Source organism: Ferdinandcohnia sp. GQ5 (genome assembly GCF_059759275.1).
In genome coordinates this window covers 268,543-289,977 of the sequence record NZ_JCAXEW010000001.1, presented here as the reverse complement: position 1 = coordinate 289,977, position 21,435 = coordinate 268,543, and the positions used below count along the sequence as shown (strand labels likewise).

The window sequence follows — 21,435 nt, the reverse complement described above, 5'->3', positions numbered from 1 at the left end:
GGAGGGGAAGTGTTTGAGTGATACTAACGATAAAGTGAAGAAGTGGATCCAAGAAAATAGGGGAAAAGGCATCCGTCTATTAAAAAAGCTTGTTCAAGAACCGAGTCTCCAAGGCAATGAAAGGTCTTCGCAAGCAATTATTATAGAAAAATGCCGTCAACTTGGGATGGAAATTGACATCTGGGAACCGAATGGTTCGGAACTTTTAAAACATCCATATTTTGTTTCCCCAAGAACAAACTTTCTCGATAGTCCGAATGTAGTCGGTGTTCTAAAAGGGACAGGTGGGGGAAAATCACTTCTCTTAAATGGTCACATTGATGTTGTTCCAGAAGGTGATATCACCCAATGGGAGATGGATCCGTATTCCGCTGAAGTGAAAGATGGAAAATTATATGGGCGAGGTTCCACTGATATGAAAGGTGGAAATGTCGCAATGCTATTAGCAATCCAAGCCATCAAGGAATCTGGTATTCAACTAAAAGGCGATGTCATTTTCCAAAGTGTCATCGAAGAGGAAAGTGGTGGTGCCGGAACACTTGCAACGATTATCAAGGGCTATAAAGCAGATGGAGCCATAATCCCAGAGCCGACGAATATGAAGATTTTCCCGAAACAACAAGGTTCAATGTGGTTTAAAATTGATATTTACGGCCGAATTGCACATGGTGGAACGAGGTATGAAGGTGTTAGTGCAATCGAAAAGGCTATGACGGTAATTAACCATCTTTTGAAGCTTGAAATGATTCGCAATGCGGAGATTAATGATCCACTTTATAGAAATACGCCAATCCCAGTGCCTATTAATATTGGAAAAATAAACGGAGGAACTTGGCCGTCTTCTGTTCCAGACGTTGTTACCATTGAAGGTCGAATGGGTGTCGCCCCTGAGGAAACAATCGAGAACGCAAAAGCTGAAATGCAACAATGGCTTGAAAAATTACCTGAAATAGATCCATGGTTCCAAAACCATCCAGTTGGACTTGAGTGGTTTGGTGCACGTTGGGTGCCTGGTACAATTGATCCTGACCATGAACTAATGAATCTTTTAATCAATACGTATAAAGATGTCTTGGGGAAAGAACCAATCATTGAGGCATCTCCTTGGGGAACAGATGGCGGACTTTTAACAGCAGTCGGCAATATCCCGACCATTGTATTTGGTCCTGGAACAACTGAAGTTGCTCATTACCCAAATGAGTATATTGAGCTTGAACGGATGTTTGAAACGGCAGAAATCATTGCTCAAACGATTTTAGCATGGTGTGAAGTTTCTGAAAAATGATATGATAGATGAAAAGGCTATGCTATGAGGAGGTTTGATGTTGTCAGGTCAAAAATACAATGAACAAAAACGATTACATGCAGCTTCATATCAAGCAGACATTGTAGTAGACTATTTCAACCGGAGACTTCGTGTATTAGATTATCGAGGTAATCTTATGACCTTATTAGATGAGGTTAACGAGCTTGTAGTATTCCATTCTTTTGAAAAAGTTATTTGTATGGCTAAACGTGAGGACTTATTTGAATTTATGAAATGTGGCTTTATGATTGAGGCAATGGTTCAAAAATATTTTAATGGCAGTGATGCCTATTTTGTTACGAAGTATTTTACAAATGAAAGAAGAAATAGTGATAAATGGATGGAAGAAGAACAAATAATAACCGACATCTTAAGGAATCCGCGAAAAAATAATCAAACAAACACTCAATTTCTAATCCGCAAAGCAACACCCGAAGATGCAGGGCAACTTGCTAAATTGTATGATACTGTGTTCAAGATTTATCCAACTCCATTAAACAACCCAGACTATATTCAGAAAGCAATGAAGGATTCCACGGTTTTTTATGTCGCTCTCGACAATGGCGTGATTATTAGTAGCGCCTCAGCCGAAGTTAATTATAGCTTTCATAATGCGGAGCTAACCGATTGTGCAACCTTGGATGCGTATAGGAAACACGGCTTAATGAAGAAGCTTTTAATACAACTGGAAATGGAGCTTATTAACAATGGAATATATTGTGCCTATTCAATTGCAAGGGCACTTTCATATGGAATGAATAAAAGCTTTTACCAGTTAGGATACTCTTATACTGGCAGACTCACAAACAACTGCTATATTTTTGATAAGATTGAAGACATGAATGTGTGGGTCAAGGATTTATCAATTGACTGAACCTGCCAATTTTTCGGCAGTAAGCGCCGGATTTTCATCATGTGATGAGGGAGGTGGAGATGAGTGCAAATCGGGGAAGAACTTGTCATTGCCATTTTAGATAGTATTGATGAAGCCATACATGTTGTTAATGAGGAAGGAATCACCATCTTCTATAATCAGGTAGCAGCCGAGCATGATGGGCTTAGCCGGGATGAGGTACTTGGTAAGCATCTTCTCGAGGTCTTTCCTTCTTTAAATGAGGATTCTAGTACTCTATTAAAGGTCATTCGCACAAAACAGCCGATTTATCATCTTCCCCAAACTTATAAAAACAAATGGGGAAAGCTGATTGATACGGTAAATACGACTTTACCCATCCATATAAATGGTAAATTCATTGGTGCTGTTGAAATTGGAAAAGATTATTCGAAGATTAAAGATTTATCCAATAAATTGATGGACCTGCAATCAAAGGTTCGCAGTCCTTCAAAAAAGCCTCAGGAATTATATGGAGCAAAATACACTTTTCATGACATCCTGACGAAAAATGAGCGCTTCAACAATGTAAAAAAACAAGCAATGAAGGTTGCGAACTCATCATCGACTGTTTTAGTGTATGGTGAAACCGGAACTGGTAAGGAGCTTCTTGTGCAAGCGATTCATAATACCTCACCACGAAGGCAAGCTCCTTTTATCGCGCAAAACTGTGCAGCGTTACCCGAAAGTTTATTAGAAAGTATTTTATTTGGAACGGTTAAAGGGAGCTATACGGGAGCAGTGGACCGTGCTGGGTTATTTGAAATTGCACATGGAGGGACGCTTTTTTTAGACGAAATCAATTCGATGCCACTTGAGCTCCAATCCCGATTGCTCCGTGTCCTTGAGGATGGGATGGTTCGGAGAATTGGCAGCCCGAAGACACTTCAAGTCGATGTTCGCGTGATTGTTGCACTAAACAAATATCCAACAGATTGCGTGAGGGATCATGAACTAAGACCAGATTTGTATTATCGTTTGAATGTTTTCTCTTTAGAGATTCCTCCTTTAAAGAACAGACTTGAGGACATACCATATTTAGTCGACCACTTTGTTGGACTATATAACCATAGCTTTCAAAAAAGTGTCTCAAAGGTTGATAATGAGGTCCTTCAATTATTTGCTAATTACCTTTGGCCAGGGAATGTAAGGGAATTAAAACATATCATTGAACATGCAATGATTATGGCTGAAGGAACAGCACTTACAACGGATTTATTACCGGTTCATCTTGTCGATACCAAACCAAAGTCTACAGTCACATTAAGACCGCTTCGTGAAGTCATACAAGAAACCGAAAACTCTTTGATCGATGCAGCCATGAAAAAGTCAGGCGGGAACATCAATAGAGCGGCAAAACTTCTAGAGATTCCTCGTCAAACCCTGCAATACAAATTGCAAAAAAAAAATAATTAGACCCATATTTTCATTTAGATCTCTTTTCTACTTAACAGTTGGCATGCTACTTGCATGTTAATAAGAGTAGGGAGGAGATTTTTTATGCAGATGAACTTATATAAACCTAAGCGTCATTGGAAGGACATTGAATTATGGAAGGATGTAACGGATGAGCAGTGGAACGATTGGATTTGGCAATTGACGAATACAATTCGCACAATCGATGATTTACGTAAGGTCATTAATCTGACTCCAGAAGAAGAAGAAGGTGTCTTAATCTCCACAAAGACGATTCCTTTAAATATAACACCATATTACGCATCGTTAATGAATCCTGATGATCCACGTTGCCCAATTCGGATGCAATCAGTGCCAATTGGGAAAGAGATTTACAAAACAAAATATGATTTAGAAGATCCTCTTGAAGAAGACGAAGATTCACCAGTACCTGGTTTAACACATCGTTACCCTGACCGTGTCCTCTTCTTAGTAACGAACCAATGCTCAATGTATTGCCGCTATTGTACGAGGAGACGATTTTCCGGCCAAATCGGTATGGGTGTGCCGAAAAAACAGCTTGATGCTGCGATAGGCTACATCGCCAACACTCCTGAAGTACGTGACGTCCTTATTTCAGGTGGTGACGGCCTTCTTATCAATGACAATATTCTTGAGTACATTTTGAAAAATTTACGCGCGATTCCGCATGTGGAAATCATTCGTATCGGAACAAGGGCACCTGTTGTATTCCCGCAGCGAATTACAGAAAACCTGTGTAATATTTTAAAGAAATACCATCCTGTATGGTTAAATACACATTTTAATACGTCTATTGAGATTACAGAGGAAGCAAAAAAAGCGTGTGAAATGCTGGTTAACAGTGGTGTGCCAGTCGGAAACCAATCTGTTATTTTAGCAGGCATTAACGACAGCGTCGAAATCATGAAAAAGTTGATGCATGATTTAGTCAAAATCAGAGTTCGTCCTTATTATATTTATCAATGTGATTTATCGGAAGGTATTGGCCACTTTAGAGCACCTGTTTCAAAAGGGCTAGAAATTATCGAGGGCTTACGTGGCCACACTTCAGGCTATGCCGTACCAACCTTCGTCGTCGATGCACCTGGTGGAGGCGGAAAAATTGCAGTACAGCCGAATTATCTGCTTTCACAAAGTCCCGAAAAAGTGGTGTTACGTAATTTTGAAGGAGTCATTACTACCTATCCAGAGCCAGAAAACTATGTACCTGGCCGTGCAGACGCTTATTTTACAGAGCATGTAGGCTCGCTCGAAGATAAAAAATCAACTGCAGGAATAGCGGGGCTACTAGGTGATGGCTTTAACCTTGTCCCTGAAGGCATTAACCGAATTTCAAGAAGAAAGAAATACAATGAAGACCCAAGTCATAGCACATTAAAAGATAAACGTGATAAACGGGACGAATTGAAGGAGAAAAAATACCAATCTACTTTACAAAAAATGAAGGGCTCTAGTAAGGAAGATGAAAAATCTAGTTAAATGTGATTGGAGGTTATATTGTTGAATTGTATGTGGTGTGATTCGGAAAAGGCGAAAGAAGCAACAAACAGTGTATTTTGGGAACTTCCAGATGGAACAAGAGCAATTGAAATTACCGATACACCTAGTGTAAAGTGTGATGAATGCGGAATGGAGTATCAAGAAGAAAACATAATAAATGAAATTGAAGACCAACTCATGTTAATCGATACAAAAAAACTTTTGAAGACAATTAGCTATAAAGAACTAATGGAGATTCCGCGATTTTTAAAGCATAACTACTTCCGTTTTTAAGTCATTTTCAGTTGACTTGATTCGATATCATGATAAAATGACAAAACGAACGCTTATGTAGGATGTGGTTGTTATGGGAAAGTCATTTTATCACTATATTGTAAAATTTCGTACGGCAAAAGCGAAAGATGAGATTAGTCAATTTGCAAATGACATCTATTTGGATCATAGCTTTCCAATCTATTCGAAGGATTACAATGAATTAAGCTCTTATTTGGAGTTAAACGGCCAATATTTAAAAAGTATGTCTACTTTCGATAAGGCCTGGGATCTTTATGAAAACGAAGATTGATATAAACCACTGAGATACAGAATCTCGGTGGTTTTTTACGTTTTCTGAGCAACTAGATATTAAGAATGAAAAAATACTGTCACTATCCAAGATTTTCTGTCACTAGGTTAAATTACTGCCACTAACTTGGATTTACTGCCACTATTTCAAAAATACTGCCGCTATCCATGTTTTACTCCCACTATTTTAAAAATACTGCCACTAAACATTCCACCTTAAAATAAACCTCTATAACGAACACCTCACCTCCACAAATTTTAGGCTCGCCCACCCTTAATATTTCTTGATTCACAAGCCCTATTATATTGCCGTTTTGCAAAAGACTTGCATATACTATGTCACACCCTTTAAATCGACACCAAAGCAGAGGGATGAGGATATGGATGATAAAAGCAAAAAGCCAAAATACAAAATCGGGGATATCGTCGTTGTTAAGTTATATGGAACAGTTGGATCTGTGACCGATATCCGTAAGCTAGATGGAAACTTTCTATATAAAGTTAATAAAGGCGAGGCATTTTACTCAGAATCGGCCCTAACCTTGCTTTCCCAATATAAAGCAAGGCCGATGGAAATTGAAAAAATCGATATTGAATACAAATATTATTTTGGTGACCTTGTCTTTGTGCAAGGATATGACAATGATGTGTTTAAAATTGTCGGGATTCACACTGAAATTTGGAGATACAAAGAGGGTGCGTGGGAGGATGTGATTTACGAACTAGCGAGAGTGACAGACGGTGAGTGGCTCGAAGCAGGAGAGGATGAGCTGACACTACTTGCAGACTTTGATCAAGCTGAAACATTCCTTCAAAAATATTCGTTGAAGTATTTTGTGAAAAAGAAAAACAATAATGCGGGGATGTATGAAAATATGGATATCTATCGTAAATCCGAGAAAGATCATATGCGTATTAAGAAAGAGAAAAAAGAAATCATTGATGGTTTATTAGATGTGTACAACGACTACAAGATCCTGTACGACATGTTCCAGGATCAGAAATATAAAGATGTTATGGATTTAGCAATGAAAAATCTACAAAAATTTGAGTCTGGGAAAGGTAACGATTAACCCATGAGTAACGCTTGTACTAACACATAAAAGAAATAAGGGATCCCTAAAAACAAAATAACCGAAAATAATCCTTTTGTTACTTTTCCTAACACTTTGTCAAACCCGTCTCCGTCAATAATTGCTAGTAATTTATTGGTGCGATTAACTTCTGCTTGTACTGGAAATTTTACAATAACGGCTTGCTTTGTCATGAGAACCCCTCCATTAGGCTTGTCCAATTCTTATATTCCATCCTATGTATGAACTTTTGATTTCATGACTAAAAAATAATATACATATGAAATGACATAGGTGACGTTTTTACATCATACATCTTAAGTAAAGGGGGCGATCATGCTGAAGGAGATTGAGGTTGTTATTGATACGGAGGAAATTGCAGAGTTTTTCTATAACGAGCTTGTCCAAAGGGGATTTGCCCCAAGCGAGGAAGAGCTAGAGGAACTAGCAGATATTACTTTTGAATACTTACTCTTTAAATGTGTAATTGACGAAGAAGAAGACTAGGTACATATGACGGCGGGGAAACCCGTCGTTTTTTAATGAAAAAATATCATTTCTGTAGAAACTTTTTTCATGCCCAGTCGTATAGTTTTATATCAAGCATTAGGAGGAATGACCATGTCTTTATTTAATAAACTTTTTTCAAGTATTGGGATAGGAAGTGCAAGAGTTGATACTAAGTTAACAACTGACCAACTTAGGGCTGGTGACAAGGTTTCTGGCGTTGTTGAAATTGTTGGAGGAAATACGGAACAACAAATCGACGAGATTTATCTTTCCTTAATGACAACCTACATTAAAGAATCGAATGACAAAAAGTTTAACCAACAAGCAACGATTGAAAAAGTGAAAATTGTTGAGCGTTTTACAATTGGAAGTAACGAAAGACGTGAAATTCCATTTTCATTCGTCCTCCCACTTGATACACCTGTAACGTTCGGGAAATCAAAAGTGTGGATTCACACAGGCTTAGATATTAAAAATGCAATTGACCCATCAGATAAAGATTATATTTCAGTTTCTCCATCACCACTTGCAGCAGGTGTGTTGAATGCGGTATATGATTTAGGCTTTAGCTTACGTAAGGTAGATTGCGAAGCGGCACCATACCGACTAAGAAGACGATTACCATTTGTACAGGAATTTGAGTTTGTCCCTACGAGTGGACAATATCGTGGAAGATTAGATGAAGTAGAAGTAATGTTCTTCCCTCAATCTGAAGATCGGGTGGAAGTGATGATGCAGGTGGATCGACGTGCACGTGGGTTAAGTAGCTTCCTTGCTGAGGCATTGGATATGGATGAATCCTTTGTAAACTTCACTGTAACGACGAATGATCTTCCAAATCTCAAATCAAAAATTAACCAAATTATTAGCCGCCATAGCTAATTGAAAAAGGGCGCCATGCAATCGGACGCCCTTTTTCAATTTATTCATTATGCCCTGGTCCGTTTTTACGGCCACCAGCAGCTGAAAATTCTTTACCGTGAGCGATTTGTTCCGCTTCAATTGCTTCAGGTGGAGTATGGTTGTTTTTCTTAGGAGCATTAATACGATTACGATTTTTCTTACCCATTTTATTCCCTCCAATAGGATGTTCAAAAAGTCCGGTGAAATGACACATCGAATTTCTTCGTTGGCTTGCTTTTCCGCTCCTCGCGTATCAATTACATACGTTCCGGTGCTCGAAGCTTCGCCGCCTCGAACTTCTTGGTCCTTTTCATCCTCCTTTTGAACTCTCTTTTAATTATTTAGGCTGCATAAAGCCATCTTTTGCTTTTTTCGATGTATTTGGCGGATTTCCAACACCTTTTGTGGTGTCAGTTGCATTTGCATAGTCAACAGCTTGTCTTAATTTTTTGCTCATTTTTTCGTTTGCCATGTACGAATACCCCCTTTTTGATGATGATACAATCTTATCTTTCCCCATATTTTTGCGTTAATCAAACTTTTTAAGTAGAATGGAATTGTGGTAACATAGTAAAAGTGTAATTTTACCTACATAGGAGGATCATGAATGAGTACACATATTGGAGCAAAGCAAGGGGATATCGCTGAAACAATATTGCTTCCAGGAGACCCATTGCGTGCAAAGTATATTGCTGAAAACTTTCTTGAAAATGTTCAATGCTACAATGAAGTTCGTGGAATGCTCGGTTTTACCGGTACATATAAAGGAAAGCGCGTGTCTGTCCAAGGAACAGGTATGGGGGTTCCATCAATTTCAATATACATACATGAATTAATGAATGAATATGGAGTCCAAAACTTAATTCGAGTTGGAACTTGCGGTGCGATTCAAAAGGATGTGAAAGTACGAGATGTCATTTTAGCGATGACTTCCTCAACGAACTCACAAATGAACCGCATCAATTTTGGTAGTGTCGATTATGCCCCAACAGCATCATTTGATTTATTGAAAAAAGCATATGAGGCAGGGACTGAAAAAGGTCTTAATCTTAAAGTTGGAAATGTCTTCACTAGTGACGTTTTCTATAATGAAAATGCTGAATTAGAAAAATGGGCACAGTATGGGATTCTTGCGATTGAAATGGAAACAACGGCACTCTACACATTAGCAGCGAAATTTGGTCGCAATGCATTATCAGTTTTAACAGTAAGTGATCATATTTTAACGGGAGAAGAAACAACAGCTGAAGAACGTCAAACAACTTTTAATGATATGATCGAGGTTGCTCTAGAAGCAGCATTGAAAGAGTAAATAAACTATATCCAGCGGAGCAAAACACCGCTGAATATAGTTTATGCCTACGGCGGATGCCACGATTTTTCAGAGAGAATTTTTCGATCAGTAAGTAAGATTAAAGACTAACAAACGCCACATCCTGTGGCAACGTCTTTATGACCCACTTCATGTGGGCCTAAAAATCGGGCACAAATACGCCAAGGCGCATTTGATTAAGGGGAAAAGATTTCGGGATTCGAGATTTTTTCCTCTTTTATTAGGGTGATAATTATGAAAAATCGATTTATTAGATATGGTGTGACGTTAGCAGCTGTCTTGTTTGTTGCCTTTTTCGGCTCAAAAATCATTTCTCCATCTGAGTCTTTTACCGACACTGATGAGGAGGTAAAAAGCCAACTGGTTGTGAATGGCTTTAAGATAGATGGGATTACCTTTTATGGGAATCAAGTTCTCGCCTTGTTAGAGGAAAACGGTCAAAAAAAACTTTACATCGGGGACCGACAACAAGCTGTAATTGAGAACGTGACACCGTGGGTGGATTACCAAGTTCCTAACAGTCCTGATAAAAGTTATAGAGGGGTAGAAGTGAATCCGGACGCACACTTGTTGTATTTATACGGAAAGAAAGATGACGGCAGCAATTTTATCGAGATGATTAATATTGGCACGAAAGAAACCGTTTCCGAAATTCCGTTTGAGGGTTCTGCTAAAATCAGTAATATTAAGTTTAAAAACGGCTATGAAGAAGGGATGCTCTATGCCAAGACAAATCCCGAAAAGCAAAAAGCCGAAATCATTTTTAACACACCTGAATTTGATTCCCATATGGACCTATTCGTCGTTGACCTTCCATCAAAAAAGGCGACTGTTGACTGGGTCGATGCAGATCCCGAGCTGGAGCATATTGTCTACACAATTAAAGACCAAGGGAAGATTTCTGCTTTTGTTCATGATTTAGCGACCAATAAGACAACCCAACTTGATAAAATAAGTGGAGATAAGTTTCTATTTGACGGGGAACAGCTCATCGGTTTTAAATCAAAAAAGGACAAACTGGACATTAAAGAGTTCAAATATAAACAAATGACATCGACTAAAGAACCTGAGAACGTAACTTATGATATCGTGATTAAAAATGGAATTGTGATAGATCCAGACAAGGAAACCATGAAAATTGGCTATCATGTTGGAATTAAGGACGACAAAGTGGCTGCGGTTACTAAATCACCTATACGTGGAGAGACCGAAATTGATGCGTATCAAAAAATCGTAAGTCCCGGCTTTATAGATATGCTTTCGTTCAATCCAAATCCAATGGCAGCAAAGTTCAAGATTGGTGATGGGGTAACAACAAATCTTTCCATGCATGGGTGTACGGTTGATTTTAACGGTTTTTTTAATCAATATGAAAATCATCCAACATCAGTAAACTATGGGGGTGCCTTGTTTGCGGTACGTTTACGTTATGAAGCCGGACTTGGCAACCATGGCACACCAACTCAGGAACAAATTGACTATATGGTAAAACGGGCAAATGAGGAAATTAAAAAAGGTGCGCTCGCACTTGCTTTTAGCCCTGAGTATTATCCAGGAACAACTCCTGATGAAATCAGGGCCCTCATGAAAGTTGCAAAGGAATATGGCATTGTTACACATTTCCATGGTAGGCATTCTAGTCTAACAGGCGAACATACAAGTATTGATTCAGTAAAAGAAGTTCTTGGTTATGCAAGGGAGTTAGATGCCCCGGTTCATTTTATGCATCTTCACAGTACAGGTGGGACAGGTGCGATGGATGAAGCAATAGCCCTAATTGAAGAAGCTCGTGCTGATGGCTACCAAGTTACATATGATGTGTACCCATACGATTCTTGGGCAACAGATATTTCATTTGAGCGTCTCAGTGGAGATTGGCAATCAAGGTTTGGCATATCCTATTCCGACATTCAAGTAGCGGGTACAACTGAGAGACTAACGGAGGAAACATTTCCTATTTACCGTAAGAAAGGTGGACAAGTTATTGTTTATGCGATGGATGAGGACGAGCTCATTCAAGCATTACAAGTAGACCATAGTATGATTGGTAGCGATGCAACGATGGACAGTGAGTTTAATCATCCACGAGGAGCGGGAACCTTTTCGAGGTTTATCGGGCGTTACATTCGTGACCTTGATATCTTACCACTGATGGAAGGGATGAAGAAAATTACCATTCATTCCGCAAGACAACTTGAAGAAGTTGCACCAGCTATGAGTACAAGAGGAAGGCTTCATGTTGGAGCTACCGCAGATATTACGGTTTTTGACTACCATAAGATCATCGACACTTCAACAGCCGAAAAACCAGCATCCTTATCCAAAGGGATTGATTATGTTATTGTATCTGGTAGTGTTGCAAAAGACGAAACAGGTGTACAAACTCAGGTTAAAAATGGACAACCGATAATGGGGGTATTCGAATAAAATTTTTCCTTACCTTTATCATCATATTCCTTTAAAAAAAGCAGATACTTTTATAGAGGTGATTTTGATGAATCATGAAAAGGATTTTGATCGGGATCATGATCGTGAAGATGCGTTAACCGAGGATGCTTTAAAGGAAGTTCTAGAAACAGCCTATACTGCAGAGTCTGAACTGATGCGACGCTACTTGATTACCTCAGAAAGAGTTCATAATGATCCTGAACTGAAAGAAAGACTTGCGAACTTCGCAGAAGGAAATGCAAAGCGCACGAAACAGCTCCAAAATGAAATTTCAAAACTTCACTAATCAAAGCCACGAGGGAATCACACCTTCGTGGCTTTTATAGATACATGAAATATTCATTTATTGTTTATGCTAAATGTAAATAATCATCGGAGGTGTGAAAATGCCTGAGTTGCCAGAAATGGAAACATACAAAAACCTCCTTCAACTAAAAGTAGCAGGTCATGTCATTCAAGATGTGGAAGTAAATCGTGAAAAATCCATCAATACTTCGGTTTGTGATTTTACTAAAGAACTTGTCGGAAATAAAATTACTCAAATCCGCCGTAGAGGGAAGCATCTCATTTTTGAACTTGAAAGCGGAAATAAATTACTTCTTCATCTTATGCTTGGCGGTTTGATGTATATTGAAACAAATAACGATTCAATTTCAAGAACAAAACAAGTGATTCTTCGATTTACATCCCATCAACTTTGTTTTATTGGATTAAGATTAGGATACTTACATCTACTAACGCCTGACCAAGTTGAATCCGAATTAACAGATTTAGGGCCAGAACCTCTGCAACCTGGTTTTACACTTCAATCTTTTGAAGATTTAGTTGAAAACAAAAGGGGAATGCTTAAAACAACTCTTGTCGATCAGGATTTTATTGCAGGGATCGGTAATTGTTACTCTGATGAAATTTGCTTTGCAGCAGAACTTCTACCAACCAGGACGTTTGATACATTGGATGATGCACAAGTTCAAAAATTGTATCAATCGATTCATTCTGTATTTCAAGATGCCATTCGATTTGGTGGATACATGGAACAGCCACTTTTTAAGGGGGATCATTTAACCGGCGGTTATGATGAAAAATGTAAAGTATATGACCGAGAAGGTGAAGTGTGCGTTCGTTGTGGTTCCGTCATAAAGAAGAAAGAAGTGTCATCCAGGAAAACATTTTTCTGTGCAAATTGCCAATTCTAAAAAAATACACTTGATTATCACACAGGTTAATGGCTATTCTATATATGAGTCAATAATAGAAAGAGGGATTTTTTATGGCAGAAAAAACATTCACAATTACAAGTGATGCTGGCTTACATGCGAGACCAGCTACAAAGCTCGTACATAAAGCAAGTCAATTTCAATCAGAAATTACACTTACTTTCAACGGTAAATCTGTAAACCTTAAATCAATTATGGGTGTAATGTCTCTTGGTGTACCAAAAGGTTCACAAATCGTGATTCAAGCTGAAGGTAATGATGCAGATGCAGCCTTAGAAGGAATTGGGTCTGTGTTAAAAGAAGAAAACTTAGGTGAATAACACCAAATAAAAACAACCATCCATTCAGATGGTTGTTTTAACTTTATTCAGCAATTATCCAGACATATCGAACAGTAGAATGAATGGAGGATGCCATAGATTTCAATGGAAAGTTTTCGAGCATAAGATCGAAGACTAAGTACGCCACTTCCTGTGGCAACGTCTTTATGACCCACCTCGTGAGCTAAAAAATCTAGGCACAAATGAGCCAAGACATATTTGAATCAAGCAGTTTCTTCATCTTCATCCTTTGATAGAACTAATGCCCCATGACGAATTAAGTATTGAAAATGGGAAAGTGGGAAGACCCCTTTTTGCTTTGATTCCAGTTCAATTCGAACTGAAGTATGATTTATCTCAACAACTTTTAACGTTTTTGCTTCACATAAATTCGGAATGAATTTTGAAGTAATACCAAATTCCATATTATTTACTAGTTCAAGGTTTTCTCTTGCCAATTTTGTTCACCACCTTCTTCATATACGTAATATGTCCAATACGTAGAAAATCATACCATCTTTTCAAGGGATTGCTATTAATTTGATTTTGCAGTTCGCATTATTGGAATTTTATTGATAAAATCGTTAATATTTATATATGAATACATATTTATTTAGAGTTTGGAGGATTCACATTTGAAACCGATAAAAAAAGAAGACATTCAGGATATAATTAACCGTTTTGCCAATCAAAACGTTTATATTCACCTTGAAACTACAAATGGCGCATATGCTGTGCATTCTGGCGCTAAAAAAACATCAGCGGGTGCATTTATTCGAAATGCCCTTGTTACGTATACAGAAGGAAAAATCGTTGGAAATGATCCGTACCGTGTTGGCCTTAAGATGGATATTGGCTGGATTTATGCAGAAGGGTTAACAGATTGGGAGCTTGACGAGAAGGACCGTTTATTACTAGCAGGTCATGATGAGGAAGGCAAACTCGCAGTTGCGCTGCAAATTAGCACAACCCCATTCTAGAGTTTTGGAACTTCAACGGCATATTTTAATAAAAGGAGTAGTAAAATGGAGCGACATATTTTAATTGTATTGCCACATCCAGATGATGAAGCATTTGGAGTATCAGGTTTAATTAGTTTAAATACACAAAAAGGGGTTCCTGTTACATATGCCTGCCTAACCCTTGGGGAAATGGGCAGAAATTTAGGAAATCCGTTTTTTGCAACGAGAGAAACCCTGCCTGAGATTCGAAAAAAAGAACTAAGAGAAGCTTGTAAAGCATGTGGAATAAGCGATCTCCGCATGCTAGGATATCGTGATAAAACATTAGAATTTTTAGATTCAGAAAGAATCGCAGACACAATTGAGGAAATCATCAAGGAAGTAAATCCATCTCTTGTTATTACATTCTATCCTGGACATGGTGTCCATCCTGACCATGATGCAACAGGAGAAGCAACCATTCGTGCAGTTAAGCGTATTCCGAAAGAAAATAGACCAACTGTTTACTGCAAAGCAATCACTCATGACCGTGTTGAAAAAATTGGTGAACATGATGTTGAATTCGATGTAAGTGAAGTATTAGACAAGAAGATTGCGACATTGAAAGCACATCGTTCCCAAACAGAAGGCTTGATGGGAAATCTGCTCCAAAAGATTGATGACAGTGATAATGAAATTATTGAGTGGCTACGAACAGAAGTATATTGGACATATAAGTTTGACGATTAAGTACTTAGAGCCCAACTTTTGATGGGCTCTCGGGTATAAAAGGAGCTATATTGAAAATGGATCCTGTTAATTTTGATCAACTCTTAAAAGCATATCAGTCGCTTTGGATGAATCGTCGGCTATGGCAAAAGGACATGAGCAGTGAAGACATTCTGCGTTCCACAATTCGAAGGGATATACTAGATGAATTGACCCATCCAAGACTTCGCAAAACTCCCTATGAAAAATTTTTTATGGCAAGCAGACGAATTTTCGACTCCAGTCTATCAATTGAAGAAAAGCTTCAGTTGCAGCATGTCTATCTTGAGGAAATGGAAAATGTGAAGAAATTGTAAACAAAACAAGAAAATATTTACAATTAGTACTAATTTCTGTTGTACAACTCCTTAGTTTCCCTTATAATCTGATGATAATAAGAGAGACTCGTCAAAATATCTCAGCATGTCTAGATTTGAAAGGGGTATTTTTATGGAGATGAATATGTATATGGAGATTTCAATCATATTATTTTTGATTTTTGCATTTAGCTTCGCACATTCCATTTTTAAAGGAACACATAAAAGAGTAGCCAAAATACTTAGTGGAACATTTATCAGTTTATGTTCGTTTGCCATTGTCTGGAGAGCAACGAGTCTGTGGTCGTATTTTCATTAAATAAATAGATATTGAACAAAAAGAGCGAGTTGGTTTTCGCTCTTTTTTCATTGCTCTTCTTCTTCAAAAATAGAAATAATTTTTTCAGGTGAAACAATGTATAACCCCATTTCCTCTTCTAATTCTTCGATTGATTTATTTTGTACAGTCTCGTCTTTTGATGTAAAGTCTTCCATTTTTCTCACCTCAAAACTAGTATGTCCATTAATTGAATAGTTCCTACTCTGATAGAAAAACTAACTATATATGTAGGATAGGAGACGAAATCATGAGATTTGGGAGTCATATTAGTATTAGGGAAGGGTATTTAGGGGCTGCCCAACATGCAAAAAAAATTGGAGCACAAGCCTTTCAATACTTTCCAAAAAATCCACGAAGCCTGTCAGTTAAAGAATATAATATTCATGATGCACAAGAATGTGCGAAATTTTGTAAAGAGCATGATATCCAAACCATTGCCCATACACCGTATCCAACCAATTTAGTTGCGGATGAAGGACAAATTGACCTTGTTAAGTACTCATTATTAAATGATTTAGAGATTGCAAATGAATGCGGATCGATTGGTGTAGTTGTTCATTTTGGTGTATTGAAAAACGCTTCAGACCCACTAGAAGGCTATCAGCGGATGATTGGAACCCTCAATGAGGTTCTGTCGAAGTGGGAGGGGGAAGCAATGCTTTTATTAGAAAATAATGCCGGTAAAAGTGGGCCAACTGGCACAATGCTTGAAGAGCTAGTCCAAGTAAGGCAGCTAACAGAGTTTCCTGATAAAATTGGTTTTTGTTTAGATACTTGCCATGTATTCGCAAGCGGTGTTTGGGATGGAGACAATTGGGATGAGGTTGGAGCAAAAGGGACTGAACTCGGTTTTTTTGAACATTTAAAAGCGGTTCATTTAAACAATTCAGCATACCCAACTAGGTCTATGAAGGACCGACATGCCAATATCCCTTTTGGGGAGATAAAAGTAGAACAAATCAAAGAATTATTAACAAGTTCCGTGTTTGGTGATATTCCGTTTGTACTCGAAACCCCTCACGAGAATCACTTTTCCCATGAGAAAGAGATCAAGTTTTTGAATGAGATGATGGAGTAATTGACTAACAGCCATAAACGAAAAATATCGGCTATAAATTTACATTAACGGCCATAAAAATAAAAGATTGACCATAAAATCAAAATAATGTCCATAAAGTTAAATTTAGAGGAAATTTCACACACAAAAACCAGCCCTCAAAAGGCTGGTTTCCTTCATTCTTCACTAAACTTCACATGTGCTGCTCTTTTCTGGACAATGACTAAACGACCAGATAATGTTACAGCACCGGCAGCTAAACCTACTATCAAGCCGATCCAATAACCGAACGCACCAAGCGTTGTAAATTTTGCCAAGACATATCCTACAGGCAAACCAATCACCCAATAAGAGATAAGTGTCATCACAAAAGTCGTGTTTACGTCCTTATATCCACGCAGTGCACCTTGAATTGGTGCCGCAATGGCATCTGAAAGCTGAAAAAACAGCGCATATAGTAAAAATTGAGTCGTTAACCCGATAACTGCGGCATTTGTAGAGTACATTTTTGCAATTGGCTCTTGAAACAAAAGTATAATCATTGAACAAACAAGCGCCATAATAACAGCGATACAAATGCCAAGTATACTATATTGTTTTGCATCCTTAAATCGTTTCGCTCCGACCTCAAAGCCAACAACGATTGTAAGTCCCATCGAAATACTTAAAGGAATCATGTAGAGCAAACTCGCAAAGTTAATTGCGACTTGGTGAGCTGCAATTGTAGTCGTATTAAATTCACTCATTAGCAATGTAACTGCTGAGAAAATACTTGTTTCAAAAAAGATTGCAAACCCAATCGGCAACCCAAGTTTTAAGATTTCTCCCCAGCTTGAAAAGGATACTGAGTAAAGTTTCCGTAAAACACGATATTCAGTAAATGGAGGTCGACTTAAAATAATCCAAACAGCTAAAAACACAATCAGCCAATAGGTAATCGCTGTGGCATAACCTGCACCCGCACCACCTAACTCAGGAAAACCAAACTTCCCAAAAATCAACAGATAATTAAACAATACATTAATTGGTAACGAAGAAAGAGTAATAATCATCGTCACCCGTGTATGACCCAGTGCGTCAATAAATGATCTCAATACAGAATAAACAAAAAGAGGAACAATTCCAAATGAAAGTCCAATCAGATATTCCTTAGCTATTTCTCGTACTTCGGATTCAAGGTTCATAAAACCTAAAATTGGGTCAAGCACAAATCCACCAATTATAGCAACGACTATAGCGACGACAACAGAGATGTAGATACCTTGCATAACGGAATATGGAACCTTATTCTTTTGTCTTGCTCCAACATACTGAGCGATAATGGGTGTCATCGCTACTAATATCCCCGACAAGCCTGTGTATACCGGTACCCAAAGACTTGAACCAATCGCAACCCCTGCAAGGTCGTTTGCTCCAGCGCGACCAGACATCATCGTATCCACAAAATTTATGAGATTAAGACCAATCTGTGTGGCCAAAATTGGAAAGAGGATATGGAAAAATAATTTAGTTTTTTCTTTTAAATTAAATGTTTGATGCATAGATGATTTCCTTTTGCCTTCCTTGATGATTAAAGGATTATATCACAAAAATGACAAAATGGTAGGTGAAAATTATTCGATTGACAACCAATACTCGTCCTTTTTTCATTTTTAGTGTAAAGTAGTACATGTGTATGAAAATAGCAAATCTAATCGAAACTAGGAGTAAAAGGGGGAATCCGACTTGATAAAGTTATTTTCAGATAGTGATTTAGACGGAGTAGGATGTGGACTTGTTGCCAAACTGGCATTTGGTGAAGAGGTTGATGTCTCCTATTGCTCTTACCGAAACTTAAACGAGCGTGTGGAAAAATATATTGAAAACCCAGAACACCGTCAAGCAAAAGTATACATAACCGATCTTGCAGTGAACGATAAAAACGAAAAAGCATTGGAAAAACGTCATAAGGCGGGTCACTACATACAAATGGTTGACCATCATAAGACAGCCATGCATTTTAATAAATATGACTGGGGATTTGTACAGGCTGAATATGAGACAGGTAAGAAAACTTGTGCAACTTCGCTCTACTATGAATTTCTTCTTGAAAAGAACCTCATCCAAAAACATAATGGCTTAGAGGAGTTTATTGAACTTGTAAGATTATATGATACATGGGAATGGGAAACTGAAAATCGCATAGAAGCGAAACGCTTAAATGATTTATTTTTTATTATTGGAATTGAAGAGTTTGAAACGAAGATGCTAGAACGACTTCAGAACAATCGAGATACTTTCCAGTTAACAGAAGCGGAAGAATTTCTTTTAGATACCGAAGATAAGAAAATTGAAAGATATATTAACTCAAAAAATAGACAAATGGTGCAAACCTTCATTGAAGATTATTGTGTGGGAGTTGTTCATGCAGAACAATACATTTCTGAACTTGGAAATGCACTTGGAAAGCTAAATCCTCATCTTGATTTAATTGCTATACTAAATGTTGGCACTAAAAAAATTGGACTTCGTACCATATATGATGAGGTCGATGTTTCTGAATTTGCGAAGCGATTCGGCGGCGGAGGGCATCCAAAAGCATCAGGATGCTCACTTGGCGATACAGCATTTGAGCTTTTCGTCAAAAATACATTCCCATTATATGCAATTCGCCATGATGCACCTGAAAACCAACTCAATCTCAAAGTGAATGATAATGGCACTCTGTTTGTAAATCGAAAAGGGGAAAAGTCCTTTATATTTAAAAAGGACGCTCGCTGGGTGATTCACCACGATAAAAAAACACTCGATGCAAAGTTTTCAACGTTTGAAGAAGCCGAGCGCTTTATAAAACGTCAATTTGCAAGTGGCTTAGCCTTCGATAATGAGCTAATTGCCTATATTGGTGATCATCTTAATAAGAAAGAGGATGCGATTAAAGCAAACCTCGATGGCGCTCTTGTAAGTCTAAAGAACCAATTTTAAATGAAACGTGTGTTCGTATGGTAAAATGTGTTATAATGAATAAGCAATAGTTTGTCCAATAAGGGTGGTCGGCTAAGCTCCCAAATGAAAGGGGGTGATGCCTATATGACGATATATGAGAGCCTTGTGTTAATGCTTTCGTTCGCGTCGCTTGTTGTTGCGATTTTATCTTTTGACAACAATAAAAAATAGACCTCCCTTTTTCCGCTAAAAATCGGGTGAGGTCTATTTTATCTTAGGCTGATCCTCTTAGTGGGACCATTCTATTGCTAGGCCGTAGATGCTCGCAACATCTGCGGTCTATTTGTATTTTACGAGTATTTAATATTATAATACCATATCTTAATAAAAAATGTCACAAATACTTGAATTTCAAGGTGTATTCATTGCTCTCACGTACAAACTTCGGTAAAATACGTGGGGATATAAAAGGTTGTTCAAAAAGTCCGGTGAAAAATGACACGACGAATTTCTGAGTTGGCTTGTTTTTTAGTTCCTCACGTATTATCTATATACGTTCTGGTACTCTGGAGTTCGCACCGCCTTGCAATTTCTATGCACAGGAAGTGGCGTCCTTGTCGACGTGGTCCTTTTCATCCTCCTTTTTGAACTCACATTATAAACATATGTATGAGAGGATTTGATACTTCATGACGATTCAGCTAGAAGAATTGAAGTTACCGATAGAATTACAAACTGAGATTTCAAATAGAAAGAATAAAGGTTCTGATGATGAACTATTAATCGGAAAAGGTGGTTACACACCTTCAGATATCAATATTATTCGAGATGCGATTATTGCACTAAGCATCGGTAAAAATGTGCTTCTAAAAGGCCCAACTGGTTCAGGAAAAACAAAGCTTGCTGAAACCATTTCTCAGTTATTCCAACAGCCTATGTACAGTATAAACTGCTCAGTCGACCTAGATGCAGAAGCCTTACTTGGCTACAAAACCATTCAAGAGCATGATGGAAAAGTGAAAATTGAATTTGTTTCTGGACCTGTAATCAATGCAATGAAGAAAGGCTATTTACTCTATATCGATGAAATCAATATGGCAAAACCAGAAACATTGCCAATATTAAACGGTGTCCTTGATTATCGTAAAATGATCACTAATCCGTTTACTGCTGAAGTAGTACGTGCAGAGAATGGCTTCGGGGTCATTGCCGCAATTAACGAGGGCTATGTGGGAACCGTACCTTTAAATGAGGCATTGAAAAACCGCTTTGTCGTAATTGAGGTACCATATATTCAAGGAGAAACCCTTAAAGAAGTTCTTCAAACTCAAACAGCATTGAAGGATGAAAATGTAATCAATAAATTTGTATCCTTGTCTGCTGATTTAATTACACAGGTTCGAGGTGGTATGCTTTCTGAAGAAGCAGCATCCATTCGGGCATTGATTGATACTTGTGATTTAGCCATGTATATGCCACCATTACGCGCGATTGAACGTGGTATCATTGAAAAATTAGAAGATGAACGTGAGAAAGCAGCCGTTAAAAATATAGCAGAAACTCTGTTCGAGTGAGGTTTTTACA

The 21,435-nt window shown here is 38.0% G+C and carries 28 protein-coding genes; 22 read left to right on the top strand and 6 right to left on the bottom strand.

Translation table 11 applies throughout. The annotated features are described in order from the left end of the window. Nucleotides 1-13 precede the first annotated feature (13 nt). The 7 genes from AC6CHV_RS01380 to yodN all read left to right on the top strand — a co-directional run bounded on the left by AC6CHV_RS01380 (nucleotide 14) and on the right by yodN (nucleotide 6,772). Nucleotides 14-1,285, top strand: a complete 1,272-nt coding sequence (locus AC6CHV_RS01380) for a peptidase (protein WP_341331623.1) — start codon at nucleotides 14-16, stop codon at nucleotides 1,283-1,285. A gap of 40 nt (nucleotides 1,286-1,325) precedes the next feature. Then, nucleotides 1,326-2,180 carry a putative beta-lysine N-acetyltransferase gene (gene ablB / locus AC6CHV_RS01375; RefSeq protein ID WP_498077942.1) on the top strand — a complete coding sequence of 285 codons (855 nt, stop codon included), beginning with the start codon at nucleotides 1,326-1,328 and terminating at the stop codon, nucleotides 2,178-2,180. A 63-nt stretch (nucleotides 2,181-2,243) separates the two neighbouring features. Further along, nucleotides 2,244-3,614, top strand: a complete 1,371-nt coding sequence (locus AC6CHV_RS01370) for a sigma-54 interaction domain-containing protein (RefSeq protein WP_341331625.1) — start codon at nucleotides 2,244-2,246, stop codon at nucleotides 3,612-3,614. 84 nt (nucleotides 3,615-3,698) lie between these two features. Next, on the top strand, nucleotides 3,699-5,114 hold the full coding sequence (gene kamA, locus AC6CHV_RS01365; RefSeq protein WP_341331626.1) for a lysine 2,3-aminomutase: 1,416 nt from the start codon (nucleotides 3,699-3,701) through the stop codon (nucleotides 5,112-5,114). A gap of 21 nt (nucleotides 5,115-5,135) precedes the next feature. After that, entirely contained in the window at nucleotides 5,136-5,408 is a 273-nt protein-coding gene (locus AC6CHV_RS01360; RefSeq protein ID WP_341331627.1) for a YokU family protein, read from the top strand. 73 nt (nucleotides 5,409-5,481) lie between these two features. Continuing rightward, nucleotides 5,482-5,700 carry a YozE family protein gene (locus AC6CHV_RS01355; RefSeq protein ID WP_121448634.1) on the top strand — a complete coding sequence of 73 codons (219 nt, stop codon included), beginning with the start codon at nucleotides 5,482-5,484 and terminating at the stop codon, nucleotides 5,698-5,700. A gap of 379 nt (nucleotides 5,701-6,079) precedes the next feature. Next, a complete protein-coding gene (gene yodN / locus AC6CHV_RS01350) occupies nucleotides 6,080-6,772 on the top strand; it encodes a germination protein YodN (protein ID WP_341331628.1) in 693 nt (230 codons plus the stop codon). Here the strand turns inward: yodN and AC6CHV_RS01345 are convergent. Next, entirely contained in the window at nucleotides 6,769-6,966 is a 198-nt protein-coding gene (locus AC6CHV_RS01345; RefSeq protein WP_498077941.1) for a hypothetical protein, read from the bottom strand. The genes yodN and AC6CHV_RS01345 overlap by 4 nt on opposite strands. 145 nt (nucleotides 6,967-7,111) lie before the next feature. On the opposite strand from AC6CHV_RS01345, the gene AC6CHV_RS01340 reads away from it, so the two are divergent. Beyond that, complete coding sequence (locus AC6CHV_RS01340) at nucleotides 7,112-7,279, top strand: YozD family protein (RefSeq protein WP_121448698.1); 168 nt, start codon at nucleotides 7,112-7,114, stop codon at nucleotides 7,277-7,279. Nucleotides 7,280-7,393: 114 nt separating this feature from the next. Beyond that, on the top strand, nucleotides 7,394-8,164 hold the full coding sequence (locus tag AC6CHV_RS01335; protein WP_341331630.1) for a sporulation protein: 771 nt from the start codon (nucleotides 7,394-7,396) through the stop codon (nucleotides 8,162-8,164). Between the two features lie 40 nt (nucleotides 8,165-8,204). Here AC6CHV_RS01335 and yoyE read toward each other — a convergent pair whose 3' ends face one another. Continuing rightward, the gene (yoyE, locus tag AC6CHV_RS01330; RefSeq protein WP_010281467.1) at nucleotides 8,205-8,351 is read right to left on the bottom strand and encodes a protein YoyE; all 147 of its coding nucleotides are present in this window, start codon (nucleotides 8,349-8,351) and stop codon (nucleotides 8,205-8,207) included. 171 nt (nucleotides 8,352-8,522) lie between these two features. Beyond that, a complete protein-coding gene (locus AC6CHV_RS01325; protein ID WP_281254514.1) occupies nucleotides 8,523-8,657 on the bottom strand; it encodes a hypothetical protein in 135 nt (44 codons plus the stop codon). A gap of 135 nt (nucleotides 8,658-8,792) precedes the next feature. On the opposite strand from AC6CHV_RS01325, the gene deoD reads away from it, so the two are divergent. The 5 genes from deoD (at nucleotide 8,793) to AC6CHV_RS01300 (ending at nucleotide 13,503) form a co-directional block, all read left to right on the top strand. Next, nucleotides 8,793-9,497 carry a purine-nucleoside phosphorylase gene (gene deoD, locus AC6CHV_RS01320; RefSeq protein WP_099353011.1) on the top strand — a complete coding sequence of 235 codons (705 nt, stop codon included), beginning with the start codon at nucleotides 8,793-8,795 and terminating at the stop codon, nucleotides 9,495-9,497. A 255-nt stretch (nucleotides 9,498-9,752) separates the two neighbouring features. Next, nucleotides 9,753-11,945 carry an amidohydrolase family protein gene (locus tag AC6CHV_RS01315; protein ID WP_498077940.1) on the top strand — a complete coding sequence of 731 codons (2,193 nt, stop codon included), beginning with the start codon at nucleotides 9,753-9,755 and terminating at the stop codon, nucleotides 11,943-11,945. A 67-nt stretch (nucleotides 11,946-12,012) separates the two neighbouring features. Then, nucleotides 12,013-12,252, top strand: coding sequence for a hypothetical protein (locus AC6CHV_RS01310; RefSeq protein WP_121448699.1), 240 nt, complete (start codon nucleotides 12,013-12,015; stop codon nucleotides 12,250-12,252). A gap of 100 nt (nucleotides 12,253-12,352) precedes the next feature. After that, nucleotides 12,353-13,162 carry a bifunctional DNA-formamidopyrimidine glycosylase/DNA-(apurinic or apyrimidinic site) lyase gene (gene mutM, locus AC6CHV_RS01305; protein WP_498077939.1) on the top strand — a complete coding sequence of 270 codons (810 nt, stop codon included), beginning with the start codon at nucleotides 12,353-12,355 and terminating at the stop codon, nucleotides 13,160-13,162. Between the two features lie 74 nt (nucleotides 13,163-13,236). Continuing rightward, nucleotides 13,237-13,503, top strand: coding sequence for a phosphocarrier protein HPr (locus tag AC6CHV_RS01300; RefSeq protein ID WP_121448641.1), 267 nt, complete (start codon nucleotides 13,237-13,239; stop codon nucleotides 13,501-13,503). 224 nt (nucleotides 13,504-13,727) lie between these two features. Here the strand turns inward: AC6CHV_RS01300 and AC6CHV_RS01295 are convergent, their stop codons facing one another. After that, nucleotides 13,728-13,961 carry a hypothetical protein gene (locus tag AC6CHV_RS01295; RefSeq protein WP_121448642.1) on the bottom strand — a complete coding sequence of 78 codons (234 nt, stop codon included), beginning with the start codon at nucleotides 13,959-13,961 and terminating at the stop codon, nucleotides 13,728-13,730. Nucleotides 13,962-14,138: 177 nt separating this feature from the next. On the opposite strand from AC6CHV_RS01295, the gene AC6CHV_RS01290 reads away from it, so the two are divergent. The 4 genes from AC6CHV_RS01290 (at nucleotide 14,139) to AC6CHV_RS01275 (ending at nucleotide 15,848) form a co-directional block, all read left to right on the top strand. Continuing rightward, on the top strand, nucleotides 14,139-14,483 hold the full coding sequence (locus tag AC6CHV_RS01290) for a DUF1806 family protein (protein WP_121448643.1): 345 nt from the start codon (nucleotides 14,139-14,141) through the stop codon (nucleotides 14,481-14,483). A 45-nt stretch (nucleotides 14,484-14,528) separates the two neighbouring features. Next, nucleotides 14,529-15,194, top strand: coding sequence for a bacillithiol biosynthesis deacetylase BshB2 (bshB2, locus tag AC6CHV_RS01285; protein ID WP_440273446.1), 666 nt, complete (start codon nucleotides 14,529-14,531; stop codon nucleotides 15,192-15,194). A 56-nt stretch (nucleotides 15,195-15,250) separates the two neighbouring features. Next, nucleotides 15,251-15,529 carry a protein YoyC gene (gene yoyC / locus AC6CHV_RS01280; protein ID WP_341331635.1) on the top strand — a complete coding sequence of 93 codons (279 nt, stop codon included), beginning with the start codon at nucleotides 15,251-15,253 and terminating at the stop codon, nucleotides 15,527-15,529. A gap of 133 nt (nucleotides 15,530-15,662) precedes the next feature. Continuing rightward, the gene (locus AC6CHV_RS01275; protein ID WP_341331636.1) at nucleotides 15,663-15,848 is read left to right on the top strand and encodes a hypothetical protein; all 186 of its coding nucleotides are present in this window, start codon (nucleotides 15,663-15,665) and stop codon (nucleotides 15,846-15,848) included. Nucleotides 15,849-15,895: 47 nt separating this feature from the next. Here AC6CHV_RS01275 and AC6CHV_RS01270 read toward each other — a convergent pair whose 3' ends face one another. Next, complete coding sequence (locus AC6CHV_RS01270; RefSeq protein ID WP_498077938.1) at nucleotides 15,896-16,024, bottom strand: hypothetical protein; 129 nt, start codon at nucleotides 16,022-16,024, stop codon at nucleotides 15,896-15,898. Between the two features lie 92 nt (nucleotides 16,025-16,116). On the opposite strand from AC6CHV_RS01270, the gene AC6CHV_RS01265 reads away from it, so the two are divergent. Further along, complete coding sequence (locus tag AC6CHV_RS01265) at nucleotides 16,117-16,947, top strand: deoxyribonuclease IV (RefSeq protein WP_498077937.1); 831 nt, start codon at nucleotides 16,117-16,119, stop codon at nucleotides 16,945-16,947. A 155-nt stretch (nucleotides 16,948-17,102) separates the two neighbouring features. Here AC6CHV_RS01265 and AC6CHV_RS01260 read toward each other — a convergent pair whose 3' ends face one another. Then, nucleotides 17,103-18,467: an MATE family efflux transporter gene (locus AC6CHV_RS01260; protein ID WP_440273445.1), complete on the bottom strand. Its 1,365-nt coding sequence runs from the start codon at nucleotides 18,465-18,467 to the stop codon at nucleotides 17,103-17,105. A gap of 184 nt (nucleotides 18,468-18,651) precedes the next feature. Between AC6CHV_RS01260 and AC6CHV_RS01255 the strand changes: the two genes are divergently transcribed. From AC6CHV_RS01255 to AC6CHV_RS01245, 3 genes are all read left to right on the top strand, one after another. Beyond that, nucleotides 18,652-19,890, top strand: coding sequence for a DHH family phosphoesterase (locus tag AC6CHV_RS01255; protein ID WP_498077936.1), 1,239 nt, complete (start codon nucleotides 18,652-18,654; stop codon nucleotides 19,888-19,890). Between the two features lie 84 nt (nucleotides 19,891-19,974). Then, nucleotides 19,975-20,082 carry a putative holin-like toxin gene (locus tag AC6CHV_RS01250; protein WP_373604844.1) on the top strand — a complete coding sequence of 36 codons (108 nt, stop codon included), beginning with the start codon at nucleotides 19,975-19,977 and terminating at the stop codon, nucleotides 20,080-20,082. Between the two features lie 458 nt (nucleotides 20,083-20,540). Beyond that, nucleotides 20,541-21,425, top strand: a complete 885-nt coding sequence (locus AC6CHV_RS01245) for an AAA family ATPase (RefSeq protein WP_498077935.1) — start codon at nucleotides 20,541-20,543, stop codon at nucleotides 21,423-21,425. Nucleotides 21,426-21,435: the final 10 nt, after the last annotated feature.